Raw genomic sequence first — 20,930 nt, forward strand, 5'->3', positions numbered from 1 at the left:
ATAGCCTCGTGTATAGAGTATTGTATAAAGTCTGCCCGGTTTTGTATAATTGAATGAATTGAATAGTAAGTTCAATTATTTTGAATTAAGTCCTTGTAGTGATCCCTTATAGTGATTCATTAAATTTAATCCTTAAAGCCACTCCTTAAAGTACATTCTCAAATTGAGCTTTGATTGGGCTTTGAGGCAGAAGGGAGGGAACCAGACTGGATCTAAAAACATTAAAAACCTTTCAGGCCATCATCCGCTCCGGCAGCTTTAACCGTGCCGCAGAAGAGCTGAATTATGCCCAATCTACAGTCACGATGCAAATTCAGAAGCTGGAATCCGATCTGGGAGTTCAATTGCTGGAACGGGGCAAAGGCGTGGCCTTAACCGAAGCCGGACGGTTGTTTCACGAACAGAGCCAGAGGATCGTCCAGGATATGGAACGGCTGCAGCACAGCATCACGGACTTAAAATCCGGCGAAGCGGGGAGCATACGCATCGGCGCGTCTGATCCGACGGCAAGCTACCGGCTGCCTGACATTCTGCAGAAATGCATGACCCTGTTTCCTAAAATGGAGCTGTCGGTGGATATCTCCGGATCAGGTGCGCTTTGCGACCGGCTGCTTCGCGGAGAGCTGGATATTGTAATCTGCTCCGCTCCGGAACTGGGGAAGGAGCTGCATTTTGAACCGTTGTTTACGGAAGCATTTGTACTGTTATTGCCGGAAGATCATCCGCTTGTTTCCGCCCCCGCCGTTACTGCGGATCATCTGCGCGGACACCGGCTGCTGATTACAGCACCTACATGCCCCTACCGCAAAAAACTGGAAAGCGTCTTGACGGAAGCTGCCGGCCCGCCGCTTGATACCATGGAAATCGGCAGCATGTCGGCGCTGAAGTTCTATGTGGCGAGCAAGCTTGGCATCGCGTTTGTGCCGGAGGTGATCCTTGATCCCGTTCCTGCCGGAACCGTAAGCCGGAGGCTGGAAGGCAGCGCTGTGGACATGACCTGCGGCATCATTTGCCGGATTGCGGATTACCCCTTGAAACCGCCCGTCCGCAGGCTGTATGATTTTATCAGGCAGGAACTGGCGACGCAGCCGGGTTTTAGCCTGGAATAGGAACACAGAAGAGAACAGAAGAGGTGAGCTGAGCAGAGATGAGCAGAAACAAATTGGATTTGGAGCGTATTGTTTTTATTGGCCGGACCTTTGAGGAGTACTTGCGGATGTTTAATTTGCAGCCGGGAGAACTGAAGGGACGGAGTATTTTGGATTGTCCGGCAGGAGCCTGCTCGTTTACCGCAGAGGCCAACAAGCTTGGCGCGGCATCTGTTGCCGCAGACATTGCTTACTATTATTCAGCCGAAGCACTGAGGGACAAAGGGCTGAAGGATATTGAGCATACGGTGCAGCAGCTGGACAAAGTTCAGGATAATTTTGTGTGGAAGGAATTCACTTCCATACATGCGTTACAGCAGGCGAGGACAGCAGCCTTGGCAGCCAGTACGCTGGACCGGCAGCAAAATAGCAGCCGTTATATTCCAGTCGAGCTGCCGCTGCTGCCTTTTGCAGACCGGTCCTTTGATCTCACCCTATCCGCCCATTTTCTGTTTATGTATGGGGACCGGCTGGACTATGATTTTCACCTCAGGACACTTCAGGAATTGATGAGGGTCACAAAGTCAGAAATCCGCATCTTCCCGCTGGTGGACTTATCCACCCGCAGATACCATAAGCTGGACCAGCTCGTCTGTGCAGCTCAGGTCCAAGGCTGGACGGCAGAAGAGCAGCAGGTCCCCTATGAATTTCAAAAAGGTGCGGACTCCATGCTGAGGCTGCTGCGTGTCTGAACGGACAGGCGCTCAAATATATCCCGATGATTGGCGGCAGAACAGCTTAGCCTCACTGAAAAAAGCGGAATAGGTGAGCGCAACACACATAACCCCCTATTATTGATTATTCATCAACAAAAGGGGGTTATGCTGTACATACTATACCCATGTTCTTCTCAGACTCCTTATCCTATCCTTGTACTCAGCCGGGTAAATCGTCCGAGGCGGCAATAAATTTGCCTATCCTGCCTTAGAGTCTTCTCGAATTCATCCGCTGGTAAACGATTGGTTTCATGAATCAATGTTTGAGCTTTAAGAAGCTCATACCCTTTCGTTCCGGGATGGATTGAAAGCTTCAGCAACAGGATCAAAGATATAGTCTCAAGCACAGGGAGTACATCTGCCAAAGATTACTTGCGAGAGAGATTTTACCTTCCCGCCGGTTCCCTTTCAGCAGTGTATGGTTCCTTGTCTTGATACTTGAATTATACCGCTGTTCTGCGGATTCGTAAAAAGGCGAATACTTTAAATTCGGGTATGTTTTCAGAATCATTCTAATGTAAGCGCTATTATTCGTCTGTATCCTTAGTTTTTTGGTGTATAATTTAACCGTACATAAGTAGCAAAAGCCAAGCTATACGCAGGAATGGAGGGTGACAGCGAATGAAGCTATTTCGGGTTAAGACCGGGCTGCCCGGGGTGGGCCGGATGAAGGAGTTTCTGGAAGAAAATTACGTGTGTCTCGGATATACAGGTGTGGGGGATCTGGAGCATGCCGGCAAAAAGGAGATTCACACGCGTCTGGTTCTAGCCGGGATTACCGCAGGAGCGGAGCTGGAAGCTGCAGCGGACAGTCTGGACATATTCGTGAATGTCATGCAGGATGGGGATTATGTGCTGATCGAGGATGGGGAGTGGGCTTATTTGGGGGATCTGGGCGATTACTTTTATGTGGAAGCCTTCGATTCGGCTGAAGACGGGCGCTGCCACCGGCGGGGAGTGACCTGGCTGAAGACAGTGCCTGCTCCGGCGCTTAATCCGCTGTTGAGAGCGTGGATCGGCGGAGAAGAAGCAGTCTTGCAGTACAATGGGCCGCTTCCGGAGGCAAGGCTGGAGCTGTGGATTTCTGATCCCTCTGTGGACGGTATCCAGGAAGGCGAACAGACAGGTATAGTAGATGCCGAGACACTGTCAAAAGCACTCACTGTGCTGAAGTGTGCCTTGGACAGCGAGGATGCGGACCGGCGGGAACGTGCGGCAATCGCTCTCCTGCAATATGCCAAATGATCCGCCGCGCCCGCCCTGGACGGTGTTTTCAGCAGTACCCTGCGGCCTTTTACAGAACCTGAAGCTTGAGGATTATTTATTGTTTTAAGCACAAAGAGCCTCCCGGGCGCATGCCGGAAGGCTCTTTGTGCACTTCAATCAAAAAAACTCTACAAATTCATTCACAGGCTTGCGGTAGCCGCGGGGTCTGATCTTGTGCTTGTTGTCTTTGCCGATTGTAATCAGCATGACAGGCACCATATTGTCGCTCAGGTTCAGGGCCGCTTTGACGGCTTGAACATCGAAACCGATCATCGGGCAGGTATCCCAGCCCTTGTCCTTGGCAATCAGCATGAACTGCATGGCTGACAAAGAGGCATTACGGATCGCTTCATCATGCTGAAAAGCATCATTTCCGCTGTAAGCGCCGTGGATATCTGCAATTGTCTGGTCAAAAGCATCCTCGCTCATGGCTCCCAGCATTTTGAGCCCGCTGTAGATTTCAGAGGCCTGCAGATAGGCATTTTTGTCTCCAAGCACGACAATGACCGCTGAAGCGGTATGGATTTTGTACTGGCCATAGGCCGCTTCGCGGATCTTTTCCTTCAGGTCTTCATCACTGACCACCTTATAATGGGTATGCTGCAAATTGTAGGCTGAAGGGGCGAGGCGGGTGAGCGAGAACATTTCTTCCAGCTCGCTTTGGGGGATTTTGATCCCCTCAACGAAGTTATTTGCCGATCTGCGTGCTTGAACCAATTCTGAAAAAGTGCTCATGTTCATTCCTCCATAATGTATGTAGTGGTTAACAATTATTAATAGCTAATATTAATAAACAAACTTACTATTTGTTACTTGCTAAACATATCACGGTGTTTGGGCATAGTCAATGGTCAAATGGATATCAGAACTAAATTTTCTTATGAAATCGTGAGAAAAACCAAAAATCGCAGAAAAGACGTGATTTTAATCACAAAATAAGGATATATAGGCAAAAAGATTGTGACATTTATTACATGAAGAATGTTATAATAATCACATTGATTTAGGGATTAATCTTTTCATACATTTTTTATTATGAGAGAAAGCTAATGTAAAGGAGAACTCAATATGTCAGAAACAATCACGCAAAGCAAATCTTTTATTAAAGAGGATCTTCTGGATCAGCTCTTGAAGCCTGAGGTGCAGGAATCCCTAACGACGCTGGTAGAGCAGCTTCCCCAGATTACGCAGCTGGTTGGCGCATTAACCAAGTCGCTTGATTTTGTGCAGACTGTTGCAGCGGATGAGGTGCTGAAGAATGACACGGTAGGTGCCATCAAAGAACTTGCCGAGCCTGTAGTGGATTCCGTCAAAACAATGGCAGCTACGGTTATCGAAGCCAAGGATCGTGCCAACGAAAGCAGTGAAAACATCACATTGTTCGGCATGATGCGCATGATCAAGGACCCGCAGGTGCAAAAAATGCTCCGTTTCATGAATGCATACCTGCAGGTCAGCGGCGAACGCAATCCACAAAAATAAGGGCGGAGGAAAATATCATGTCAAAACATATCGTTATTCTCGGAGCCGGCTACGGCGGTCTTCTGAGTGCTATTAACGTGCGCAAATATATGAGCAAGGCTGAAGCAAAAATCACGGTTGTCAATCAATACCCGACGCATCAGATTATTACAGAGCTCCATCGTCTGGCGGCAGGAAGTGTTGCGGAACAAGCTGTAGCCATGCCGCTCACCAAGCTTTTTGCCGGAAAAGACATTGACCTGAAAATTGCCAAGGTCAAATCATTTTCCGTAGACAGCAAGCAGGTGCAGCTGTCTGACGGCACGACGCTCTCGTATGATGCGCTTGTTGTTGCGCTGGGCAGCACTACTGCTTATTTCGGCATTCCTGGACTGGAAGAGTATAGCATGGTGCTGAAATCCGCCGCGGATGCGAAACAAATTCATGGGCATATTGAAGGCCGCATTCGTGAGTACGCCAAGACACACAATCCAGCCGATGCGGCGATTCTGATTGGCGGTGGCGGTCTGACCGGCGTAGAGCTGGTAGGCGAGATTGCTGATGTGCTGCCGAAGCTGGCTAAACGTTATGGCGTAAATCCTCAGGAAATCAAGCTGATGCTAGTAGAAGCGGGTCCCAAAATCCTTCCGGTGCTGCCGGATCACCTGATTGAGCGTGCAGTAACAAGCCTGACTGCCCGTGGTGTAACCTTCCTGACCGGCCTTCCTGTTACGAATGTTGCCGGCAATGTAATTGATCTGAAGGATGGCCAGCAAATTGTTGCCAATACCTTTGTATGGACCGGCGGTGTGCAGGGCAACCCTCTGGTCGGCGAATCCGGCCTTGAAGTGAACCGCGGCCGGGCCACAGTCAATGACTTCCTGCAGTCCACTTCGCACCCGGATGTTTTTGTGGCAGGGGACAGTGCGGTTGTCTTCGCAGCGGACGGACGTCCATACCCGCCGACAGCACAAATTGCGTGGCAGATGGGCGAGCTGATCGGCTACAATCTGTACGCTTATCTGACTAATGCAGCCTCTGAAGCCTTCAGTCCAATCAACTCCGGGACGCTTGCCAGCCTTGGGCGCAAAGACGGGGTAGCAATTATCGGAGCCAGCAATACTCCGCTTAAGGGCTTGCCTGCAACCCTTATGAAGGAAGCGAGCAATATCCGTTATTTGTCCCACATCAAAGGCCTGTTCAGCCTTGCGTACTAATTATTCATTTAATCTGATTTATGAAATCTGATGTAATGCTCTGTTTAACCTTCAAGCTAGACCTGTTACCCTTAGTGAATAAGGATCGGGTCTGCTTGGAGGTTTTTTGGGGTTGTTTGGCAGCAGCAAGCTCCCCTGGCAATCCGCATCTAAAACGGCTGAGCTGTCCAGCGAAAACCGGCGCAGCCGCCTGTTCTAATGGATAGGCTAGGGATTGTGTTAATTTACATAGTAAATAGGTGGAAGGCACTTTATGCTGGGTGAATCACGCATTGAAGGCCAAAGGCAGGGATAAGGATATGATGAAGCTGTTATCTGCCTTTGCCTTGGAACCGCCTTATCTGCTTGTGGGGCATTTAAATCAATGGTAAAGCAACTGACTGCTGAATCTTAGGAGTGAAACAATGAACAAAATCAGGACTCAGTTAATGACCGATTTGCAAAGAATAGCAGCGGAAGAGTACAGACTTCGTGAGGGTGAGGAGGTGCAGGATTTCATCCGCCTGATGCTGGAGTATATTGGAGACCCTCAGCCTGAGCTGCGGGACGGGCTGATTTATCCGACCTTTTACGCATGGATTCTGGAGCAGCGGCTTTTCACTTCTGACGAGCTGCGCGGCATTCTGGCGGTGTTGTTGGATGAGCAGCATCTGTTCCATGGCATAGGCGGCCAAGGGGATGAGACGGTATTTACCGAACCTTCACGATACTTGTCATCGGCCTTATTATCCAGCGGCACAGAGAAGGGCCTTTCCTGGATACTGCGGGGTTCCTGCGGTTGAAGGCAGCACTGCTTCGTTATTACACTGAAGAAAAAGATCTCCGAGGCTATGTCGAAGAAGGCGGCTGGGCTCACTCGGCGGCTCACGGGGCAGATGCCATCGATGAATTGGTGCAATGCCCGGAAAGCGGAGAGCCGGTGCAGCTTGAGGTGCTGGAAGCGGTCCGGGGCATGCTGCAGAACGGAGTATATCTCTTCAGGGAAGAAGAAGATGAACGGATGGCTACGATTGTAGATACGATGATTCTCCGTAATCTGCTTGCGCGGGAACGCATCGTTGAATGGATCGGCAGCCTTGCAGCCTGCGGCAGTCAGCCCAGAAGCAACAGCCAATACATCAACCGGATCAACAGCAAAAACTTCGTGCGGGCCCTTTATTTCAGAAGAGAAAGGGAGCATTTCGGCAAGGAGCTCCATGAAACCTTGCTTGCCGCTGAGCTCAAAATGAACAAATTTGCAGCAGAAACTGGCGATTCTGTTCAATAGATGCTCCGCAAAAATCTATTTGCTATAATAGGTTTGTTTATACAATAAGAGCTGTTTTATAGGAGGATTTTCAGGATGGAATTTCAAGAAAACGATATCATTTTGTTCCAGGGTGACAGCATTACGGATTGGGGCCGCAACTATGAAGACCCGTCCTCGCTTGGTGTAGGCTATGCATTGATGGTAGCCGCACGGCTGGGATTGCTGTATCCAGAGAAGAAGCTGACCTTTATCAACCGCGGGATCAGTGGCAACCGTGCGGCGGATCTGCAGCAGCGCTGGGACAGGGACTGCCTGGAGCTGAAGCCGACTGTAGTTTCCATATACATCGGCATTAACGATACCTGGCGCCGCTTTGACTCCGGGGAGGAAACCACGGCTGCACAATTTGAAGCTTCCTACCGGGATATTATTGAACGCACCCTCAGAGCAACCAATGCCAAGCTGATTCTGGTTGAGCCTTTTGTGCTGCCGGTACCCGAAGACCGCAAGGGTTGGCGCCAGGATCTGGACCCGAAGATTCATGTAGTGCGTGAGCTTGCCCGCGAGTATGGGGCTCTGCTGGTTCCTCTGGATGGGCTGTTTGCTGCAGCATCCATGAAGGCGGATTCTGCATTCTGGGCACCGGATGGTGTGCATCCTTCTCCTGCCGGACATGCGCTTATTACCGATGCCTGGCTGAAAGCGGCAGGAGCCATCAGCTAATGTGCCAGCAGGCTGCACTCTTTTACATATAACGCTGCCAATCCTTCAAGACCGGTCCGTTGGTTTATAGCGGACGGGTCTTTTTTTACGAAGAGCGAGAATGTTATTTGGTTCACAAGACTGCTATAATTGGAGAATACATATGGATGTGGAGGTGGGACCCATTAAAAGGCTTCTGCTGACTGTACCTGTTCTGCTGGCTGTTCTGCTGAGCGGCTGCCAGAATGCTTTTGGATTTATCAATGCCAGGTGGATTTCAGAGATCACCCTGGATTGCCAGCCTGCCGACGGCAGGGCGCAGAGTGAACCTTTAGAGAGCCGGACTTTTACGGATCCTGCATTTATCAAGCTGATGGCGGATGCGATGAACGGCAGCAAGCGGGTGCAGAATGATCTCTACTATGGGGCTGAGTTCAAGATGAAGCTGACCTTTGGAGATGGCTATACGGAGGATTATATTCTGAACCTTGGAGAAGCCGAGGGGAAGCAGGGACTGCTGGTCCCTGCGGAGAATAGCGCCAAAGGATACACGGTCTCCGCTAAGGATGCCGACAAGCTGAGAAAACTTGTGTATGGTGAAGCGGGTTCTGCAATACAGCTGTCCATGTGGGATAATTTGTAACTGAGGGGAATGGAGCAGATGACGAGCGATACCGCACAGGATTTGCAAGGGTTGAAGGCAGTGGGCCATGTGGTTGGCTACACTATTGCGGAAATGAGAAAAAGGACAGTTCCCGGTATGACCACCGCTGAGCTTGACGAGGTGGGGGCAGCGGTTCTGGAGCGGTTCGGTGCGAAATCCGCGCCAAAGGTCACGTATAATTTTCCGGGAAGCACCTGCATCAGTATTAATGAAGAGGTGGCCCACGGAATACCGGGCTCCAGAGTCATTCAGGCAGGAGACTTGGTGAACATTGATGTTTCCGCCGAGCTGAACGGTTATTATGGGGACGCTGGGGCCTCTTTTCAACTGCCGCCGTACAATGAGAAGCTTGTCCATCTGTGCCGCAGCGCTGAGGAAACAATGATGAGTGTCATCAATCATCTTAGAGCGGGAATGAAGGTTAACGAAATCGGACGGGTGATGGAGACGGAAGCCCGCAAACGCGGCTATAACGTAGTGCGTAATCTGTGCAGCCACGGCATTGGCAGATCGCTGCATGAGAAGCCTTTTGAAATTCTTCCGTTCTATAATCCGCGTGTAACCACTGTGCTCAAAGAAGGTCAGGTCATTACCGTCGAGCCTTTTCTGTCTACCGGAGCGGATTTCGTGGAGCAGCAGTCTGATGGGTGGACCCTCAGTGTGAATGACAGCAGCCGGGTGGCCCAGTATGAGCATACGATTATAGTCACCAAGGGTAAGCCGATTATCCTGACCAGTGCCTAGACAGGTACATATTCGAAACGGAGGCTAAAAAAATGGATCATTTACCGCAAGTGAGCAATGCATTTGCCACCTTTATGAAGGAAGCGCCACAGCAGCAGCAGGCTTGGATGGAGACCGTTCAGAAGCTGGACGCGGCAAGCCGTCTTGACCCGAAGACAGAAGAAATCGCTTATATTTCGGTATTGGCTGCGGTGCGCCTGGAAAGCGGGCTACCCTTTCATGTAAAGCATGCCAAGGCGCTTGGAGCCACGCGGGAAGAGATCATCAGTGCTGTTCTGCTGGGTCTTCCGGCAGTAGGCAACGCGGTTATTCAGGCTTTGCCGGTGGCCTTGCAGGCATATGACAGCGAGTAGTTTTTGAATTGCCGGGAGGAGAAGGATAACGATGCGTATAGCTTTTGTGCTTTTTGACGGGATCACTTTTCTGGATTTTGCCGGCTTTTATGATGTGATTCGCCGCTTGGGGAATTTTGAAGCAGGACATGGGCTGGAGATGGATATTTGCGGGTTCAGGGAAGAAGTGCAGGATGAGCAGGGGTTGACGGTCAAGATCAGCAAGGTTCAGCCGGAACTGGGGCAGTATGATCTGCTCTTTGTACCAGGCGGAATGGGGACGAGAATACTGCGCAATGACGGGCCGTTCATTTCCTGGCTTCAAGGTGCCAAAAGTGTTCCTTACAAGGTATCGGTGTGCACCGGTTCACTGCTGCTGGGCGCAGCCGGGTTCTTGCGGGATTGCTGGGCTACAACGCATCCTTCCTCCTACGGGCTGCTGGAGCCTTATTGCGGGCAGGTTATAGAGACGCGGATCGTTCAGGACGGCAGGATGATTACAGGAGGCGGGGTGTCCACCTCTATTGATTTGGGATTATATATGATGTCGCTTCTGGCGGGAGAAGATGCGATGCAGGCTGTAAAGAAGCAAATTGACTATCCCTATGTGATGCAAGGAATCATTCGCAGACAGTAGAAGAATGGAGAAACGGGGCTTTAAGATGAAAGAAAATCCAGCCATATTGACAGCCTTGCAGCAGCAGATAGATGATCGTGAGCAATGGGCGCTGCTGACAGATTATATGCTGCATGAGAGCGGTCTGCCCGGGCCGCGGGCTAACCTTACGCTGGCGGGCAGCTTTGCCGGGCTGTTTGCCAGACCTGAGGTGACGGAGACTGCCTGGGAATTGATCTCTGCCTGGTCACACCTCCCGGAGTCTGAAGCTAAGACAGGTGATCCGCAGGAGTACCTGCCGTTCTGTGCGGTGTGGGCCTGCGGAGCCCATTATGCCCATGCGGATAGCATCCGGCGAAGCCAGGCGGAAGAGCGCTTGCAGGCGGCGATGAATGATGGCAGGTGGAGGTTGCGCGAGGCTGCGGCGATGGGCTTGCAGTCCTTGGGTGAATACGACTTTGCGCTGCTTAGGGAGCTGCTTGACGGCTGGCGTTCGGGCGCTACGCTGCTGGAGCAGCGCGCTTTCGTGGCGGCGCTGGCGCATCCGCCATTACTGAAAGCTGAAGCCAATGTTCTGTATTGCCTGGAGCTGGCAGCCGGGATTATGGAGGGGATCCGCAGCAGCGATTCAGTCTCAGCCGATCAGGAACATTTCCGCGTCTTGTCCAAAGGTCTGGAATATAGCCTCAGTGTATTTGCCGCCAGTCTGCCTCAGCCTGGCTTTGCCATGCTGCGTAAATATGCGGCGAGTGGAGATCCCCGGCTGATTAAGATCGTGAAGAGCAACCTGGGCAAAACAAGGCTGACCAAAAATTACCCTGACGAGGTTGCTGGGCTTCTGCAGCTATTGACAACTTGTTAGAATGTAACTATTATAGTTGCATCTATGGGCTAACGCACTAAGGAGAGATTTCCATGAACATCAGCACCCGGTTTGCGGTGGCTATTCATATTTTGACGCTGATCGACAGCAACAAGGAAGGCAAGAGCACCTCGGAATGGATCGCAGGCAGTGTCAACACCAACCCGGTGGTGATCCGGCGGCTTACAGGCATGCTGCATAAGGCTGGGCTGGTCGAGGTCCGCCCTGGTGTAGCAGGAACAAAGCTTGCGCGCAGCCCTGGTGAAATCACACTGCTGGAAATTTATCGCGCAGTGAACGCGGCGGAGGCGGACACGCTGTTCTCCGTTCACGAGCATCCGAACCCGAACTGTCCTGTCGGCAAAAACATTGCCGGAGCTATAGTCCCCGTCTTTTCCCTGGCCCAGCAGGCGCTCGAGAATGTGCTTCAAGGGGTTACACTGGATCAGATCGTGAATCAGATTCCGGTGTCTTAATGAGATGTAATGCGCCGCGTCTTTAAAGGGGGACCAGAGCCGTGTTTGTCATGGCTGCGGGCTGCCCTTTTGTTTTTTTATTGCTTGTGTCGGATTTGCAGGAAATTAAGTGGAAAAAGTACAACATAAACTAGCCAATTACCTCCTGCAACAACGCTATATAGAGTGAACTTGAAAAACGAACAAAAGGGAAAAGGGATGGAGGGGAAGTTTGGAACTGTAGGAGCGAATGCGTCCGCCTTTGTCTGCGGATTTCCACCGCGAACAGCGGTACAAATCAAGAAATCTGGAGACAACAGCGGCCGGAAGTCCAAACATTCTCCGTAGTCCCGACGAAGTCCCTAATGTAAATATCTTAAGTTCACTCTATATAGTGGGAAAAAGTACCACTAATTTGACCCATAAGACCATTTCGGCCGGGTTTTCACCAGATTAGGTGGAGAAAATCCCACTAAACACTGTTGTTGCGCAAATTTCAGCGATTTAGTGGGAGAAATTCCACTTAATAGTATACAAGTGAAGTACTTGCTGTCTGGCAGGAAATTGAAATTTAAGAAAACCTTCAGGAAGAATTTATGTAATTTTAAGGTTCGGGGAGTATAGTAGAGGTCTCCACCCCCCAGTGGATAGGTTTTGATTAGATCCTGCCGTGCCTCGGCGGGATCTTGTTATTGGCAGAGACGGAATCCGACAATTTCAGCAAACCTTTATTAGATTTTCATACGCTTTTAAGCTTCAGGGCTTATAGTAATCCTATGACCCCCTTATAAATAGACCTTGGCCCTGCCGGACGTTGGCGGGGTCCCTTTTTTGTTTAAAGAAAAGGTAGGAACCTAGCCGATCTGGTCATCCCTTCCTTTACACAATATTCCAAATGCTTTAGACTGACACCAGGCATGAACGAAGGGAGCGGATTGATGTTGCTTATAGGAGAACAAGCACATCATCGATAAACGGTTGTAACACGGGAGCGTACTATTTTGTCTATAGGAGAGGTACATCATGACGGAGTTCAGAATCAGAGACACGCTGCTGAAAGTCACTAAGGGAGATATCACGAAGTGCAGGGCCGACATCATTGTTAATGCGGCGAATACCAGTCTGCTGGGCGGCGGCGGGGTGGATGGTGCTATACACAGGGCCGGAGGTCCGGAAATTCTTGCCGGGTGTATGGAAATTCGCAATCAACAAGGGGGATGTGCCGTTGGCGAAGCAGTCTATACTACAGCCGGCAACCTTCTGGCCCGCTATGTAATTCATACCGTGGGGCTGCGGATATTGCGATCCTGACCGTTACTGGATTTCTTGAACAGCACGAAGGTTTTCGGGAGATTATTTTTGTTTGTTTTGACGATGAAAATTACAGCTTGTACCTGAAGCAACTGCAAACTCATATGTAAAAGAGATGGTGGCCATACAGAGGGACTTGAACCAAGGAGATGCTTATGAAAAATCAATTATCGCTATTGGCGGCTAGCTTGATTCTGGGATTATCTATAATTACCGGCTGCATGATTATCAGCAAAGAACGGACGGAGGGTAGCGGGCAGGCGGCTGAAGCGCAAACCACTGAGAATAAGCTTCTGCTGACGCTTCAGGAGACGGCAGCCCTTTTGGGAATCAGTGAAGATCAGGTGATGAACATTATGAAGGCTGAAAATTCCCTGTTGAGTAATGACGGGCCTTTCGGCGGCACCAAGATTCCGTACATTAAGGTCGATGACCAGTTTCTGTTCACCAAGGCGGGGCTGCTGGAGTGGGCTCAAGCCGCAACCTCCGGAAAAAGAGTCTACAGCGGCACTAAAATGCTAAAATGATCGGAGAGACATTACATACCAGTACAGCAACGGAGGTTTATACGTGGAGACGATTGCAATTATTTCAGATATTCATGGCAATACAACAGCCTTGGAGACGGTTCTGGCGGATATTCAGCAGCGCAGGATCAGCCGGATCTTCTGTCTGGGAGACCTTGTGGGCAAAGGACCCAATTCTGATTGGACTGTCGACCTGATCCGGGAGCATTGTGAAAAAGTGGTCAGGGGCAACTGGGATGAGTTCATTGCAGGTGATAGCGAGCTTGAGGTGATAAAATGGCACCAGGCTCTGCTGGGAAAAGAACGCCTGGCGTATTTGAGCGGACTGCCGTTCTCCATTGAGTTCTGGATGAGCGGCCGGTACATCCGTCTCTTTCATGCTTCGCCGCGGAGCGTAAATGAGCGGGTCCAGCCCTGGGACGATCTGGAGCTGCGTGTGTCGCTGTTTGAGCCTTCAGAGCTGTGCGGCAGCCAGCTGCCTGCAGATGTGGCCGGTTACGGGGATATTCATGGCGCCTATCTTCAGCATCTGGCAGGAAAAACCCTATTCAATGCGGGGAGTGTCGGCAATCCGCTGGATCTGACACAGGCCTCGTATGTCATTGTGGAGGGGAATTACGGGAGCGGAGATCCGGCACCGCTGAATATACAGTTCGTAAGGGTTCCTTATGACATTGAGCGGGCTGTGCAGCAGGCCGTAGATTCGCAAATGCCCCATTTGGAGCCGTACATTAAAGAGCTTAGGACTGCTGAATACAGAGGCAAAGGCCAATGAGTTCAGACAGCAGCCGTCCGGAATAAATGCAAATGAAGTTCTGATTAAGCCTGACCGGTGCCGGTCGGCTTTTTCTTTTTACAGAAAAGTAATTGACAAACTTATAGAATGCTACTAATATAAAGTTAGTTAATGTGTAACGGAAACAGTTACAGCTTGCTGAATTGGAGTATTGGAACTTGTTAAGACTAACCGCAGACATGGAAATGGGATAACTTATGTTCATTCAGGAGGGGTTTATATGACAACAGCAGCAGTATTGCCGCAAAGTTTGGAAATTGGACTGGTGCAGCTTCGGGTAAGCGATTTGGAGCGCTCGCTTGCTTTTTATCAGAATGTGGTAGGACTGAAGGTGCTGCGCCAGAACGGGCGCGAAGTGGAAATGACGGCGGATGGCCAGCATGTGCTCCTGGTGCTGCGGGAGATTAAGAACGCGCGGGTGCTCCGGCGCAATTCGGCGGCGGGGCTGTATCACTTTGCCATTCTTGTGCCTGACCGTCCCAGTCTGGGACTGGTGCTGCGCAATCTGATCGATTCCGGTATTCACATCGGTCAGGGTGACCATCTGGTTAGTGAGGCGCTGTACATTCAAGATCCGGATAATAACGGAATTGAGCTGTACCGCGACCGGCCGCGGGATACATGGAAGCATGAAGCAAACGGGAATGTGGTGATGACCACAGATCCGGTGGATGTGGATGGTCTGCTGGCCGCTTCTGAAGGTCTGTCCTGGACCGGACTGCCTGCGGGCACCGTGATCGGGCATGTTCATTTTCACGTGGGCGATATTGGCGAAGCCAAGAAATTCTACGTCGATACGCTGGGCTTCGAGCTTACGGCACATTACGGTGATGCAGCGATGTTCATCTCAGCGGGGGGATACCACCACCATATGGGGCTGAATATTTGGGCGGGCCAGGGGGCGCCGGCGGCTCCGGCAGATGCGGCAGGCATTGATTATTTTACCCTGCTGCTGCCAAGTGTTCAGGAGCGTGATCTGGCAGCCGAACGGGTGCGCTCCGCCGGATACCGGGTGGATGAAGCAGGCGGTATTGTCACCGTTACCGATCCGTGGAACATAGGCATTCAGCTGCTGGTGAAACCCTGAAATAACGCTAAGACTTGTTCATCTTCGCTCATTCCCCTATAATATGTGGAAATAAATGAGCGAAAGGATGAATGTCTTGCACAATTTCAAAATGGCATATGTTGTCCTTTGTCATAAAAATCCGGAGCAAATCAATCTGCTGCTGGAATCGTTAACGGATGAGCATGTGGAATTTTTTCTCCATGTGGACCGGAAAAGCGGGATCGAGGCGCAAATCCTCCACCGGGAAGACATTCATTTTGTGAAGCAGCCTGTGGATGTGCAGTGGGGCCACTACGGCCAGATTGAATGCATTCTCAAATGCTTTGAACTGATTAAGGAGCATGGGCATTTTGACTACATTCATATTATAAGCGGTCAGGACCTGCCGCTGGTTTCGAACCGGACAATTGTTGACTTCTTCAAGGAACATCAGGGAAAAGAGTTCGTCAAACATCTGCAGCTGCCGAATGAAGCGGAAATGTGGGGCTGCATGTACAGGGTGTCTGTGTACTATCCGAGGTTTCTCGTCTCCCGGGCCAAGGCCGTTTCGGAAATCCGCAACCGCTACATCAATCTGGTGATGTCGGTGCCGATGCTGAAGCGCAGCTTGAAGCACCTGCCGGATGCCCTGTATAAGGGCTCGAACTGGATGTCTGTTACCGGAGAATGCATGGAGTATATTTTGGAGTATATCCGCGATAATCCGGGCTATGTCCGTTTATTTAAAAACTCCTTTTGCGGAGACGAAATCTTTTTTCATAGTATTATCTTGAACAGCAGGTTTAAGCATAAGGTGGTCAATGAAATCAAACGTTATACCGATTGGGATACCGGACCGGAATTTCCGAGGACACTGCGGGCGGAGGATTACGAACGAATCCGGCAAAAGGGTACCGAATGCTTCTGGGGCCGCAAGTTTGACCTGGATGTGGACCGGGAGATCGTTCAGGATATCCTGCAGCTGGCCTGAATCATTGATAACAAGCAGGAGCCGGACCGTCATAGACGGGTCCAGCTCCTGCTTGTTATGTTCTACCAGGCAATACCCGCCCAGGGCCGGGGACTAATTGCCTGCCTGCGCCAGTTCAGCGATCCGGCGGTTAACGTCCCCCCGGAACAGGCCCCCGTGATAACAAATCACCTGATTGATTTCAAAAGCGGCAAATTTATGCAGAGACTGGAGGGCTTCAGCCATGTCCGGTGTAGCTGCTGCATCTGGACCGCACAGCTCACCTCCGCGCACAGTCAGCGCATCGGCTGCAATCAGCGTGCGGCTGGCCTGATGGTACAGGCTCAGGTGGCCCGGACTGTGGCCGGGAGTATGAATGACGGCGATTCCGCCGCCGATGGGCAAGACCTCGCCGCCTGTAAGCGTCCGGTCCACGCCTGCTCTGGGCGGATGGGCCAGCACATGCAGAAAAGCCCGCTTCCATTCCTCGGATATGTTCTTGGGGAGCATAGCTTCGGCGGCGGCCAGCGCTTCAGGAGTGTGTTTCAGCAGCATCTGCTTGCCTTCAATATAAGGCCGCTCGATTTCATGCGCGAGAACGGTGATTTTGGATTCGCTCTGTTCCAGAAGAGCAGGCAGGCTTCCGATATGATCGATATCCTGGTGAGTGATAAGGATCGTCCGCACAAGGTTCCAAGGCACAGAGGCTGCAGCCGTAGCCTCCTTGAACTTTTGCGCTGATCCGGGAACGCCGGTGTCGATCAGTACAGCCTCTTCTTCGTCCCAGATCAAGGTCGGATAGAACGTGTCCGTTCCGCCCATGACGGGGACCGAAATCTCCAGCATTTCAATTCCTTTGGCGATATGCATGATATCCCTCCGTTACAAAAGATAGGTTTGTGCCGTTAGGCTAATGCATATCATACGCAAATCCGTTTTTGTTTTCAATACTCAAATATAATATTATAACACAAATATTTATTTTTGTCAATGGGTTAAACAGTGAATAATTTAGGCTTTATGTAAAGCTGGCTTTACATTTCATATGGGGCATGATATGCTATATGTAAAGCTAGCTTTACATAACCGGGAGGAACAGCAATGAAGAATAAGCTTGAGGCAATCCGGAAGCAGCAGGGCATCAAGCAAGAAGAACTCGCGGAGGCTTTGGAGGTATCAAGACAGACGATCTGCTCCCTGGAGAACGGGAGGTATAATCCGTCGATCATTCTGGCTTTTAAGCTGGCGAGATACTTCAAACTGAGCATCGAGGATATTTTTGAATATGAGGAGGAGGGGTAGTGTGAGGAAGGGCGGCTTGTGGCTGTATGCGGGCTTGGCAGTGATTGGTGCAGTTGCCTTATACGTCGGCGGGTTTGTTCTAAGCGGGGAAGGAATGGTTTCCGGATTATGTATCGGACTAGGGGCGGCTGTATTTTGTCTGGGGATGGGGAACTTTATAAGCAGCCTGCTGACATCAAAGCCTGAAACCGATGAACGCGCCCGCCGGAAGGCTGTCGAAGTCCAGGATGAGCGGAATATCCGCCTCCGGGAAAAGGTGGGCTCGACCATTAACCGGGTGCTTGTGTATGCGTTAAGTATTCTGGTGCTGGCCCTTGGGTTTATGGGCGCGGGTATTACCATCATTCTTATGGTCTCATCGCTGCTGCTGCTGGAGCTGGTGCTGGCAATCGGGTTATCCAATTACTATACTAAGAGAATGTGAAGCTGAATGTATATAAAGTGAACTTGAAAAAGTAACAAAAGGGAAAAGGGATGGAGGGGAAGTTTGGATACTTACGGAGCGAATGCGTCCGCCTTTGTCTGCGGATTTCCACCGCGAAGAGCGGTAATAATCAAGAAATCTGCAGATGGGCAGCGGCCGGAAGTCCAAACATTCTCCGTAGTCCCGACGAAGTCCCTAATGTAAATATCTTAAGTTCACTCTATATAGCTTAAATATCAGGGGAGGTTGATGGGAGTGGAGACATTTCTTGCTGTGCTTTTAATGCTGGGACTGATCGCAGTCTCCAACATCGTGAACCGGTTTATCCCTTTTGTGCCGGTTCCCCTGATCCAGATTGGACTGGGTGTTATTGCTGCGGTAATTCCAACGGGCATCCATATGTCCTTTGAGCCGGAGCTGTTTTTTGTGCTGTTCATTGCGCCGCTGCTGTTCAATGACGGGAGGCGCACACCGCGCGACGAGCTGTGGAATCTCAGGGCGCCCATTCTGCTGCTGGCGCTGGGGCTGGTTTTTGCCACAGTATTTGTGGCCGGGTACGCCATCCACTGGATGATTCCGTCGATACCGCTGGCTGCTTCCTTTGCCCTCGCAGCGATTCTATCGCCTACGGATGCCGTTGCGGTCAGCTCACTGGCCGGGAAGGTGCATCTGCCGAAGAGTATCCACCGCATACTTGAAGGCGAGTCGCTGATGAATGACGCTTCCGGTCTGGTCGCCTTCAAGTTTGCCATTGCGGCGGCAGTTACCGGAATGTTTTCGCTGCCCAAGGCGACGGTCAGCTTTGTGCTGATCGCGGCAGGGGGCCTGCTGCTTGGCGCACTGCTGTCATTTGTGCTGATCCGGCTCAGTGTATTTATCCGCAGGTTCGGTATGGAGGATGTCACAATTCATGTGCTGCTGCAGATTCTCACGCCATTTATTATTTATTTAGTCAGCGAAGAAATCGGCGTGTCCGGTATCCTCGCCGTGGTAGCAGGCGGCGTGATGTTTGCCATTGAGAAGGACCGTGCCGTGTCTCCGCAATACAAACTGCAGCTTGTATCGGCAAGCACGTGGTCGGTGCTGCTGCTCATCCTGAATGGCCTGGTCTTTCTGATCCTTGGCGTATCCGTTCCCGACGTCATGGAGGTGATCTACCACGACAGCAGCTTGAACAACTTCATGGTGGCAGGTTATGTGCTGGCGATTACGGCGCTGCTGATTGTGCTGCGGTTTCTCTGGGTATATGCTTATTCCCTGTTTGAGAGCCGCAGGCTGAAGACACCGAGATCACCGCTGAAGTCACAGCTGATTACTTCAATCTCGGGTGTGCGCGGGGCGGTAACGCTGGCCGGGGCTTTCTCTATTCCGCTTGTATTGGGAGACGGTTCGCCGTTCCCGCAGCGGGATCTGATTATTGCCCTTGCGGCCGGGGTTATTCTGATGTCGCTGATCATTGCCAGCATCTTTTTGCCGCTGCTGGCCGGTGAGCAAGAGACGGCTGTGGTGGAGAGCGTCCAGGTCAGTTCGGAGCTGACCGCAAGATCCGTGGTCATTGACGCCGGCATGAGCATGCTGCGCAGCCTGATCTCGGAGAACCCCCAGCCCGCGAATCAGCCGGCACTACTGGAATTCACGGACAAAATCGACAAGCTCTGCGTTCCGAGAGCAGCCGATGATCCGGAAGCGGAACGCTTCCGGCAGCTGGGAATTCAGGCTAAGCGGAGTGCAATTGCCGCGGAGCGTTCGGAACTCCGGAGGATGCTGGAGAATGGCTCCATCGCTGCTCCTGTAGCGTCGAAGATGGAAGAGCTGCTCGATCACAAGGAAGCCTTGATGTGCAAGCGGCTGGACACGCAGATCAAATTCTCGCTTACTGAGATTCAGCGTCTGTTCTCGGGTCTGTTCTCGGGCCGGCTGAACGGGGATGAGGGACGGCAGGCGGCGCAGAATGCGGAAAGCGCCCGGACCGCAAAGATCTCAATGTGCCAGGCCGCCATCTCTGCCGTCAGCGCCGACATGAGCGAAGAGAACCGTCTGGTCTCGCAAAAGGTCATTGACAAGTACGAGCAGATGGAGTCCCGGCTCATTGAAGGAGAAGGCTGGATTAAGGATGGAGTTGTTGATGACCAGAAGCTTGAGCTGAAGCTCCAGGCCATCCAGGAACAGCGGAATACCGTACAGCAAATGTATCAGGACGGAGCGATTAATCTGAAAATCGCCGGTAAGCTGCGGAAATTTGTTGATCAACTGGAAACAGCGATCTGGGAGGACTAATTATGGGAGAAACAGCAGCAAGCGGGTTGTCTTTTACGGAGATTGGGGAAGAGCATCTGGCTGAGGCAGTAAATATTTATAATTATTACGTGCTGAATACGACGGTTTCCTTTCATACAGAGCCGCTGGATGAGGCTGCTATGCGGGAGTCGGTGCTGGGCGGCGATCCGCGCTTCAAGTCCTACGCCATTTTGAAGAACGGCGAAATGCAGGGTTATGTCCTGATTGCCAGACACAAGAACAAACAGGCCTATGACAGCTCCGGCGAAATCAGCGTTTATCTGAAGCCGGGCAGCGGCGGGAAGGGACTCGGCGGGAAAGCGCTCAGCTTCATTGAGGAGCGTGCGGCCGAGCTCGGTTTTCACGTGCTGGTGGCAACGGTATGCGCGGACAATGAACCGAGCCGCCGGCTGTTCACCAGACACGGATATGAGCAAAGCGCTTTGTTCAAGGAAATCGGCTGCAAATTCGGCAGATGGCTGGATATCGCAAGCTACCAGAAAATTATCGGACGGACGGTTTAGCCGGGCGATAATTTTGTCCACCTAAATTTACTGCCAAGCGTGTCTGTAAAAATCAAAACGGCGGTTGCTGTCCGGTTGAAGGACAGCAGCCGCCGTTTGTTCTTGTAAATGAAACTATGAATACTTCCGCATGTGGATAAAATGATGTCGAAGGCTGAGTTTTGAGGGATTTGTCAGTCTAGATATCCTAAGTTCCAATTAGCACTTGCTGACCGGCTTCTTCGCAGGTGCTAGTTGGAAAAAGGGAACTTATTTTTCCGGAAATTAAAAAATCCTGAGCTTTAAGTGGAAAAAGTAATCCTAATTGGGCCATTTTACT

Annotated in this window: 23 protein-coding genes and 1 pseudogene; 22 read left to right on the plus strand and 2 right to left on the minus strand. The window is 51.1% G+C overall.

Annotated features, from left to right (window positions below; translation table 11 throughout):
• Positions 1-206: 206 nt before the first annotated feature.
• The 3 genes from PRIO_RS13735 (at position 207) to PRIO_RS33870 (ending at position 3,109) form a co-directional block, all read left to right on the plus strand.
• Positions 207-1,109, plus strand: coding sequence for a LysR family transcriptional regulator (locus tag PRIO_RS13735; RefSeq protein ID WP_039791056.1), 903 nt, complete (start codon positions 207-209; stop codon positions 1,107-1,109).
• A 38-nt stretch (positions 1,110-1,147) separates the two neighbouring features.
• Positions 1,148-1,840, plus strand: a complete 693-nt coding sequence (locus PRIO_RS13740) for a class I SAM-dependent methyltransferase (protein ID WP_020433851.1) — start codon at positions 1,148-1,150, stop codon at positions 1,838-1,840.
• A gap of 645 nt (positions 1,841-2,485) precedes the next feature.
• The gene (locus PRIO_RS33870; protein ID WP_020433850.1) at positions 2,486-3,109 is read left to right on the plus strand and encodes a hypothetical protein; all 624 of its coding nucleotides are present in this window, start codon (positions 2,486-2,488) and stop codon (positions 3,107-3,109) included.
• 138 nt (positions 3,110-3,247) lie between these two features.
• Here the strand turns inward: PRIO_RS33870 and PRIO_RS13750 are convergent, their stop codons facing one another.
• Positions 3,248-3,865 carry a nitroreductase family protein gene (locus tag PRIO_RS13750; protein ID WP_020433849.1) on the minus strand — a complete coding sequence of 206 codons (618 nt, stop codon included), beginning with the start codon at positions 3,863-3,865 and terminating at the stop codon, positions 3,248-3,250.
• A gap of 333 nt (positions 3,866-4,198) precedes the next feature.
• Between PRIO_RS13750 and PRIO_RS13755 the strand changes: the two genes are divergently transcribed.
• The 15 genes and pseudogenes from PRIO_RS13755 (at position 4,199) to PRIO_RS13825 (ending at position 16,105) form a co-directional block, all read left to right on the plus strand.
• On the plus strand, positions 4,199-4,612 hold the full coding sequence (locus tag PRIO_RS13755) for a helical membrane plugin domain-containing protein (protein ID WP_020433848.1): 414 nt from the start codon (positions 4,199-4,201) through the stop codon (positions 4,610-4,612).
• A 17-nt stretch (positions 4,613-4,629) separates the two neighbouring features.
• Positions 4,630-5,808: an NAD(P)/FAD-dependent oxidoreductase gene (locus PRIO_RS13760; protein ID WP_020433847.1), complete on the plus strand. Its 1,179-nt coding sequence runs from the start codon at positions 4,630-4,632 to the stop codon at positions 5,806-5,808.
• A gap of 404 nt (positions 5,809-6,212) precedes the next feature.
• Positions 6,213-7,075, plus strand: a pseudogene (locus PRIO_RS13765) (DUF2785 domain-containing protein).
• 75 nt (positions 7,076-7,150) lie between these two features.
• Positions 7,151-7,780 (plus strand): SGNH/GDSL hydrolase family protein, encoded by a 630-nt coding sequence (locus PRIO_RS13770; protein ID WP_020433845.1) that lies wholly within the window; start codon positions 7,151-7,153, stop codon positions 7,778-7,780.
• A gap of 142 nt (positions 7,781-7,922) precedes the next feature.
• Positions 7,923-8,402, plus strand: a complete 480-nt coding sequence (locus PRIO_RS13775; protein ID WP_020433843.1) for a YhfM domain-containing protein — start codon at positions 7,923-7,925, stop codon at positions 8,400-8,402.
• A gap of 18 nt (positions 8,403-8,420) precedes the next feature.
• A complete protein-coding gene (map, locus tag PRIO_RS13780; protein ID WP_020433841.1) occupies positions 8,421-9,167 on the plus strand; it encodes a type I methionyl aminopeptidase in 747 nt (248 codons plus the stop codon).
• Positions 9,168-9,199: 32 nt separating this feature from the next.
• A complete protein-coding gene (locus PRIO_RS13785) occupies positions 9,200-9,520 on the plus strand; it encodes a carboxymuconolactone decarboxylase family protein (RefSeq protein ID WP_020433839.1) in 321 nt (106 codons plus the stop codon).
• A 31-nt stretch (positions 9,521-9,551) separates the two neighbouring features.
• On the plus strand, positions 9,552-10,136 hold the full coding sequence (locus tag PRIO_RS13790; RefSeq protein ID WP_020433837.1) for a DJ-1/PfpI family protein: 585 nt from the start codon (positions 9,552-9,554) through the stop codon (positions 10,134-10,136).
• Positions 10,137-10,161: 25 nt separating this feature from the next.
• On the plus strand, positions 10,162-10,977 hold the full coding sequence (locus PRIO_RS33875) for a hypothetical protein (RefSeq protein ID WP_144412107.1): 816 nt from the start codon (positions 10,162-10,164) through the stop codon (positions 10,975-10,977).
• A gap of 53 nt (positions 10,978-11,030) precedes the next feature.
• On the plus strand, positions 11,031-11,453 hold the full coding sequence (locus PRIO_RS13800) for an Rrf2 family transcriptional regulator (RefSeq protein WP_020433834.1): 423 nt from the start codon (positions 11,031-11,033) through the stop codon (positions 11,451-11,453).
• 1,002 nt (positions 11,454-12,455) lie between these two features.
• The gene (locus tag PRIO_RS13805; RefSeq protein ID WP_020433833.1) at positions 12,456-12,743 is read left to right on the plus strand and encodes a macro domain-containing protein; all 288 of its coding nucleotides are present in this window, start codon (positions 12,456-12,458) and stop codon (positions 12,741-12,743) included.
• A 155-nt stretch (positions 12,744-12,898) separates the two neighbouring features.
• On the plus strand, positions 12,899-13,270 hold the full coding sequence (locus PRIO_RS13810; protein ID WP_052741452.1) for a helix-turn-helix domain-containing protein: 372 nt from the start codon (positions 12,899-12,901) through the stop codon (positions 13,268-13,270).
• Between the two features lie 43 nt (positions 13,271-13,313).
• On the plus strand, positions 13,314-14,045 hold the full coding sequence (locus PRIO_RS13815) for a metallophosphoesterase family protein (protein ID WP_020433829.1): 732 nt from the start codon (positions 13,314-13,316) through the stop codon (positions 14,043-14,045).
• Between the two features lie 241 nt (positions 14,046-14,286).
• Entirely contained in the window at positions 14,287-15,153 is an 867-nt protein-coding gene (locus tag PRIO_RS13820; RefSeq protein WP_020433828.1) for a VOC family protein, read from the plus strand.
• A 91-nt stretch (positions 15,154-15,244) separates the two neighbouring features.
• Complete coding sequence (locus PRIO_RS13825; protein ID WP_167345621.1) at positions 15,245-16,105, plus strand: beta-1,6-N-acetylglucosaminyltransferase; 861 nt, start codon at positions 15,245-15,247, stop codon at positions 16,103-16,105.
• A gap of 93 nt (positions 16,106-16,198) precedes the next feature.
• On the opposite strand, the gene PRIO_RS13830 is transcribed toward PRIO_RS13825, so the two are convergent.
• Positions 16,199-16,954, minus strand: coding sequence for an MBL fold metallo-hydrolase (locus tag PRIO_RS13830; protein WP_020433826.1), 756 nt, complete (start codon positions 16,952-16,954; stop codon positions 16,199-16,201).
• 231 nt (positions 16,955-17,185) lie between these two features.
• On the opposite strand from PRIO_RS13830, the gene PRIO_RS13835 reads away from it, so the two are divergent.
• From PRIO_RS13835 to PRIO_RS13850, 4 genes are all read left to right on the plus strand, one after another.
• Positions 17,186-17,386: a helix-turn-helix transcriptional regulator gene (locus PRIO_RS13835; protein WP_020433825.1), complete on the plus strand. Its 201-nt coding sequence runs from the start codon at positions 17,186-17,188 to the stop codon at positions 17,384-17,386.
• Between the two features lies 1 nt (position 17,387).
• The gene (locus PRIO_RS13840) at positions 17,388-17,810 is read left to right on the plus strand and encodes a hypothetical protein (RefSeq protein ID WP_020433824.1); all 423 of its coding nucleotides are present in this window, start codon (positions 17,388-17,390) and stop codon (positions 17,808-17,810) included.
• 255 nt (positions 17,811-18,065) lie between these two features.
• Positions 18,066-20,087 (plus strand): Na+/H+ antiporter, encoded by a 2,022-nt coding sequence (locus PRIO_RS13845; RefSeq protein WP_020433823.1) that lies wholly within the window; start codon positions 18,066-18,068, stop codon positions 20,085-20,087.
• Positions 20,088-20,089: 2 nt separating this feature from the next.
• The gene (locus PRIO_RS13850; RefSeq protein WP_046502974.1) at positions 20,090-20,611 is read left to right on the plus strand and encodes a GNAT family N-acetyltransferase; all 522 of its coding nucleotides are present in this window, start codon (positions 20,090-20,092) and stop codon (positions 20,609-20,611) included.
• Positions 20,612-20,930 lie beyond the last annotated feature (319 nt).

The sequence above is a fragment of the Paenibacillus riograndensis SBR5 genome, assembly GCF_000981585.1.
Taxonomy (GTDB): domain Bacteria; phylum Bacillota; class Bacilli; order Paenibacillales; family Paenibacillaceae; genus Paenibacillus_AQ; species Paenibacillus_AQ riograndensis.